The sequence below is a fragment of the Nostoc sp. genome (genome assembly GCF_036916735.1).
Taxonomy (GTDB): domain Bacteria; phylum Cyanobacteriota; class Cyanobacteriia; order Cyanobacteriales; family Nostocaceae; genus Nostoc.
Genome location: NZ_JBALFV010000064.1, coordinates 21,450 through 28,273, shown reverse-complemented (window position 1 = coordinate 28,273; position 6,824 = coordinate 21,450). Strand labels below are relative to the sequence as shown.

The window sequence follows — 6,824 nt, the reverse complement described above, 5'->3', positions numbered from 1 at the left end:
CGCATTTGTTACTTTGGCGTTCGCATTTGTTACTTTGGCGTTCGCATTTGTTACTTTGGCGTTCGCATTTGTTACTTTGGCGTTCGCATTTGTTACTTTGGCGTTCGCATTTGTTATTTCGGCGTTCGCATTTGTTACTTCGGCGTTCGCATTTGTTATTTCGGCGTTCGCATTTGTTATTTCGGCGTTCGCATTTGTTATTTCGGCGTTCGCATTTGTTACTTTGGCGATCGCATTTGTTATTTCGGCGTGTCCATAACGCACCCTACGAAACTACTAGAAGAATTGAAACCTATGCTGGTCATACTTGTGTGTACACCGTAGCTTTTTAAGGGGGATAATGGGGGATCTCCAATCCCTAATCTTCAGGCTGTGATAATTTTGGATGCTTCTGCAATCTTCAAACTGTAGTGATTTTGGATGCTTCCGCAATAGGTTCAACTTGTATCGGTGGCACTTTTTCATCAAAAGCGGCTAAATCGAACCAAAAAGTTGTGCCAATGCCGACTTCACTCACCAGATGGACTTTGCTACGATGTCTGTCGATGATATTTCTGACAATTGATAAACCTAAACCCGTGCCTTCTAGGGTGTGAACTCGGTTTTCTACGCGAAAGAAGCGTTCAAAAATTGAATGTTGATCTTCTGTGGCGATGCCAATTCCAGTATCGGAAATTTCAATCCGTACTGGAGAAGATTGGGTTTGACTGGGTTTAAAATCTAGTTGGTAGGCGCGGATTACCACTTTACCACCGACTTTTGTGAATTTAAGGGAATTACCAATCAGGTTGCCAAACACTTGTACTAACAGATCATAATTACCCATTATTAGGGGCAAATTAGGAGCAACTTCTTGAATGAGTTCAACACCTTTATCTTTAGCATTGAGTTGGTAAGTACGTAATGTTTGCTCGATCGCTTGGGCTAAATCTACGCCATCGAAGCTGTAGTTGTGACCAGATTGGAGTTTTGACAAATCTAAAACATCGTTAACTAAACGGGTCAGGCGATCAGTTTCATGATTTACTGTTTGTAGATACTCTTGCCGTATCTGTAAATCTAAGTTCTCGCCGTATTCGTGCAGAGTTTCAATATGGGTTTTGATGTTGAATAAAGGCGTTCGCAGTTCGTGAGAAACGTTGCTGATAAATTGGCTTTTTGCCTCGTTTAATTCCACCTCACGGGTTATATCTTGGACAGTAATCGCAATGCCTTTGATGCTTTCCCTTTGCACATTGAGTACTGTTGTCAAGAGAATACGGATCGTCCTTTGGGTGGGTTGGTTAAGAAAAATGCGAAATTCGGCGCTTTCACATTTGCCTGCTGCCATTTCATATAAAGGCTCAGTGATTTCCATTTGTACCGATGATGGCAAGTGATGTAACAAGTTGTTACCTTCTACACCAGCGTTTTCCCAGCCAAAAATTCGCTCTGCTGTGGGGTTAGCTAAAATCACCTGCATGTTGTTATCAATCAACACAGCACCATCTGCGATCGTCGAAACTAGGGTTTGTAGTTTGGCTTTTTCTGCGGTTAGTTCCTCAATATTCTGTTCTTCATAGCGCTCTAATCGCTCTGCCATCTCATTAAAGTTTAAAATTAACTCCCCTAATTCCCCCCCTAAAGGTAAATTAATGCGCTGCTTGAAATTTCCGGTAGCAATTTGCTTCACCCCCACTAACAATTCTTTAATGGGCTTGGTGATGGTCAAGGCGTTAATTACTCCTGCCAAAATTACCATTACCCAAATAGTGATAAAAACGGCAATGGTGACATCGCGGGTAAAATTGGTGGAGATGACAGCAGTCTGATTGGGGTTGATACCGATCGCTAATACACCTAAGTATTTTTTATTAACAATCAGGGGAATAAATACATCGGTGACTGTTCCATCTGGGGTTGTATGTTGCCGCACCATTGGCTTTTCCCCATCACTAGGGTAATCTTCTGGCAGTTGGATTCGCCGTTTGATGGTAAGGGAGTTTTCTACCTCTGCTTCCCAAAAAGGAATGCCAAAAAATATTTCCCCATTTTCGTCAGCGTAAAGCATATAACGCACACTAGAGGTGCTGCTGTAGAAGCGTTGAGAAAATTGAGCAACCTCAGTCAGATTATTGTCAGCGATTAGGGGGGCAACGTTAGCAGCAAGCAGCAGCCCCAAATCACGGCCAAAGCGGGTGTCATTCATCCGCGCATCCTGCTGAATTGTATTCACAGCCCAGAAGGTCAAGCCACTCATCACTAATGAAACTACCATTGTGGCCACAGCCAGTAGTTTGGTCTGGAGTGTGAACTCTGACCACCAACTAGCGATCGCATGTCGAATTGTTTTGAACAGACTTAGCATCTTAAATAAAGTTGTTAATAGTCTTTGTTATAAAGCCCAACAACTAAAAAATTAACAGTTAATTTGACAAACATGTTAGGGAAGAGGGGAATCAGGTAGTGTAGGAGGTATCCTTATTAAGGTGGTCTTAACGAATTTACCTCATTTCAGTGATAAGAGTAGATATTCAGTGAAGGATTAACGCGTTAAACCCCATTTTTGTATTGGTTACGCACAGATGAGCAGTCTAACAAAAATCCAACCTGTGGTGATTTTGAGCTAGTTATCTGGCTCAGGTTAGCGGCAAGTCAACTTGAACTCAGCACTAAGAGATCCAAACCGCCGTGTCATGGCTACAATGCCACTGCAAAATCTGTGTACTGTCGCATCTTAGGCTCATGGAATGCCAAAACTATATCTTCTTTGACAACACCTGCACGAACTAGGTCAGTTGCGATTCCATCTTCAGTCCAATCTTGCTCAATCCAAAATTTGCAATCTCTAGCTTAAATATAAGTCAGCCTCACTGCCTGATGGAAATCAGTGCCAGCCTTAAAGCTGACATCAGATTGGATACTTATGGAGTTTCCCCATGCTTCACGCTGACCACTCTATGCCCAATATCTCTCCGGTAATATATCCCCTGAAACTGAATATATTTGATCCCTGTGTAGGCTTGGGCGATCGCTTGCTCAAAATTTTCTCCGATTCCAGTCACATTTAATACTCGACCCCCATCTGTTACGACTTCTTGTTGCTGGTTCAATTTTGTACCTGCATGAAATACAGTTGCTTTGGTTGCTTCTGCCTCACTAATGCCTGTAATGACCTGACCTTTTTCATATTCTCCTGGATAACCACCTGAAGCTGCAACTACAGTGGCAGATGCTCCCTTTTTCCAAGCAATGGGTGGCAATTCACTTAATCGCTGCTGTACACAGGCTAGAAGCAACTTTTCTAGGGGTGTTTCTAACAGTGGCAAAATCACCTGGGTTTCTGGATCGCCAAAGCGGCAGTTAAATTCCAAAACCTTGAAGTCGCCATCGGGTGCAATCATTAACCCAGCATACAGTACGCCTCGGTAATCAATGCCTTTAGCTTGTAAAGTTGCGATCGCTTTTTCTAATACTTCTGTTTGAATGCGTGCCATCAACTCTGGCGTAGCAATGGGTGCAGGGCTGTATGCTCCCATGCCACCCGTATTTTCCCCTGTATCGCCGTCACTAATTCGCTTATGGTCTTGAGCTGGCAGCAAGGGTCTAATTGTTAATCCATCCGTTAACGCTAAAACTGATACCTCTTGGCCAATCAAACATTCTTCAATGACAACAAATTCACCAGCACTGCCAAATTGTCCTTGAAAAATCGCATCAACGGCATTTTCTGCTTGCTCAACTGTTTCAGCTACTATTACGCCCTTACCAGCCGCCAAGCCATCAGCTTTGACGACAATTGGCGCTCCCTGAGATTTGACATAAGATTTTGCTGCTGCTGCCTGCGTAAATACCGCAGCCCGTGCCGTCGGAATCCCTGCTTCTTGCATCAGGGCTTTTGCCCAAGCTTTGCTTGCCTCAATTTGCGCTCCCGCTCTGATTGGGCCAAATACCATTAATCCTTTGCCTTGGAGGTAATCTGTAATTCCCTTTGCCAAAGGCACTTCTGGCCCAACTATCACTAGAGTGATACCATTTGAGAGAGCATATCGGCTCATGCCCTCAAAATCATCTATTGTTAAGGGCAAGTTATGGCAACGTTCCATACTTGCTGTGCCTCCATTCCCTGGTACACAGACAACTTGCTCAATTTGCTGAGATTGCAATAGTTTCCATGCCAGAGCGTGTTCCCGCCCTCCATTACCCACAACTAAAACTTTCACTGCTTTCCTCGTACGTTCCTTGCGAAACGAGAATGCCCTATTTGGCTCTCGCGGATCAATTTTTTCATTAATTTTCACACTTATGCAAGCCCCTTCATAACTAAAAAGGCTGAGGAGCAGGGGCAGTAAGAAATATAGATCAGCAATTTTGCCACGAAAATTCTGAAGTTGCTGAATTTAACGTAAATTATTGCAATATATTATACTTTAGGTTTGCTTAGGACTAGATTGCACAAGAGTGGTTTTATTAAAATGGCGATCGTTTATAAATAGCGCTATTCAAGTATAATCTGCTGACTTAAATCATAATTATATTTAATTGTCAATCCTCCAAAAGTGATAATACGTATTATTACCGCTCACTTACTTAATTTTGCTTAACCAAATCAAAAAGTTACTCATAGTCGCTTTTGCTCAACCACGCTGGGTTGATATGAAAACATCGCACACTTAATCAATTACTATAAATTTCAGTAAGAAAACTGAGTATTAGTAACTTATCGAAAATTTACCCAAACAAGCTTGTATATTGGCCAAATATTTGAAAGAATAACTAAAATAATCATTAGTGGGACTAAATTATTAATTGTTAGTTCTAATTACTAAGTTATTAATATTCAGTGCAATAATTGCGTAATTTGACAAAAATTTGATTTTTTTATTAATACATTTAAAAAAATAATATTGTTTAGTAATTCAAAAAATACATGGATCAAGTAATTAATGCAATGGTAGATCCTTTGTTTATAACCAATAATTTAGGAGAAATAAAAAAAGCAAATTGTGCTGCTCAACAATTCTTTGGTTTTAGTGAAGAAGAATTAATTAATAAACCAATATCATTGATAATTGATGATGAGCAAGTCTTAATAGAAGCCATTCAACAGCATTCTTTTTTTCATAAAAATCTTCAAAATTTAGAGGTAGTTTGTCGAACCAAGACTAGAGAAAAGCGGTTGATTGCTTTTTCTTGTTCAGTAATTCCGAAAAAAATAAAAGGATTAGAAGATATTCTTTACATTGGTCGGGATATTACTGATCGGCAGCAACGGGAACAGCGTACAAGTGCCCAGTATGCTATCACTCGTATATTATCAGAATCCCAAACTGTAAAACAGGTAATTCCGCAAATTTTGCAGTCGATTTGTCAAAACTTGGGATGGGATTTAGGCGAACTTTGGATAGCAAGTCAATATATTGGCACTTCGGTACAGGGACATAGCCTCAATGCAGTACTAAGGTGTGTGGAAATTTGGTCAAGTCGAGTAATTTCTGCGCGAGAGTTTAAAGCAATCACCTGGCAAACTACTTATAGAGCAGGTGTTGGCTTGCCTGGTCGAATTTGGATCAGACGTTTGCCCCTGTGGATTCAAGATATCACAGAAGATGGAGACCAAAGGCGATCGCAACCTGCTGCTGAGGTTGGATTGCACGCAGCTTTTGGCTTCCCCATCTTAGACGATAGTGAAATCTTAGGAGTGATGGTTTTCTTTAGCCGGGATGTACAACCAAAAGATAAAGACTTGTTGCAAATGGTGGGTTCTATTGGTAGTCAAATCGCCCAATTTATCAAACGCAAACAGGCAGAAGATGCTCTTGTAGAAAGTGAAGAACGATATCGAGATTTATTTGAAAATGCTAATGATTTGATTCAATGCGTTAATGCATCTGGTCGTTTTTTGTATGTTAATCGTGCATGGCGAGAAGCTTTGGGATATAGCGAAGCTGAAATTATGAATATGAATGTTTTTGATATTATACATCCAGAGTTTAAACAAGACTGTTTACAAAGGTTTTATCGGGTACTGTCAGGAGAAAAAATCGGGCAAGTCAAAGCTGCATTCGTTACTAAAGACAGTCAAAAAATCTTTATAGAAGGTAATATTAACTGTAAATTTGTCGAAGGTTATCCAGTTGCGACTCGCGGCATTTTTCGCAATATTACCCAGCGACTAGCAGCAGAAGAAGCGCTACGCCATCAGCAGGAAGAAACCGAACGTTTATTGCTAAATATTTTGCCAGCAGCAATCTCGAAACCCTTGAAAGAAGCAGCTAAAATTGTCGAAGACGTTGGTGATGTCACAGTTTTATTTGCAGATATTGTCGGCTTTAGCGAAATTGCTGCTTCTATGAGTGCAATTCAACTGGTAAACTTACTCAACTCGATTTTCTCAACTTTTGATCGCCTCACCAAAGAACATGGTTTAGAGAGAATTAAAACCATTGACGATGCTTATATGGTAGTTGGTGGTTTTCCGACACGCCGCCGGGATCATGCTCAAGCGATGGCTCAAATGGCACTACAGATGCAAACTGCGATCGCTCTATTTAATACTGAGAATAAACAAAACTTTAGTATCCGTATCGGCATCCATACTGGTTCCGTAGTTGCAGGAGTAATTGACTTCCAAAGAATCACGTATAATCTATGGGAAGACACAATAAACATTGCTCACTGCATAGAATACCAAGGTGTTGTTGGTAAAATCCAAGTTACAGAAGATATTTATAAGTCTTTATGTAATAAATTTTTATTTAAAAAGTGGGGCGAAATCGAAGTTCAAGGTAAAGGGAAAATAACTACTTATTTGTTGATTGGACGCAAGGGATGAGGGGCATTGG

4 protein-coding genes and 1 pseudogene are annotated in these 6,824 nt (G+C 40.7%); 1 reads left to right on the top strand and 4 read right to left on the bottom strand.

Translation table 11 applies throughout. The features are described 5' to 3' along the window. The 4 genes and pseudogenes from V7L20_RS15385 to purD all read right to left on the bottom strand — a co-directional run. Positions 1-264 (bottom strand): hypothetical protein (locus tag V7L20_RS15385; RefSeq protein ID WP_334744920.1); only part of this gene is annotated, 264 nt, incomplete at its 3' end. Positions 265-400: 136 nt separating this feature from the next. After that, complete coding sequence (nblS, locus tag V7L20_RS15380) at positions 401-2,347, bottom strand: two-component system sensor histidine kinase NblS (RefSeq protein ID WP_334744919.1); 1,947 nt, start codon at positions 2,345-2,347, stop codon at positions 401-403. Between the two features lie 332 nt (positions 2,348-2,679). Beyond that, positions 2,680-2,820: pseudogene (locus tag V7L20_RS15375) on the bottom strand (element excision factor XisI family protein); the annotation flags it as partial. An 83-nt stretch (positions 2,821-2,903) separates the two neighbouring features. Beyond that, positions 2,904-4,202: a phosphoribosylamine--glycine ligase gene (purD, locus tag V7L20_RS15370; protein ID WP_334744918.1), complete on the bottom strand. Its 1,299-nt coding sequence runs from the start codon at positions 4,200-4,202 to the stop codon at positions 2,904-2,906. Positions 4,203-4,909: 707 nt separating this feature from the next. Between purD and V7L20_RS15365 the strand changes: the two genes are divergently transcribed. Further along, positions 4,910-6,814: an adenylate/guanylate cyclase domain-containing protein gene (locus V7L20_RS15365; RefSeq protein ID WP_334744917.1), complete on the top strand. Its 1,905-nt coding sequence runs from the start codon at positions 4,910-4,912 to the stop codon at positions 6,812-6,814. Positions 6,815-6,824: the final 10 nt, after the last annotated feature.

What these genes read in the sequence shown, in the direction of transcription:
- nblS (WP_334744919.1), bottom strand. Translation starts at nt 2,347, where the DNA reads ATGCTAAGTCTGTTCAAAACAATTCGACATGCGATCGCTAGTTGGTGG.
- V7L20_RS15365 (WP_334744917.1), top strand. Translation starts at nt 4,910, where the DNA reads ATGGATCAAGTAATTAATGCAATGGTAGATCCTTTGTTTATAACCAAT.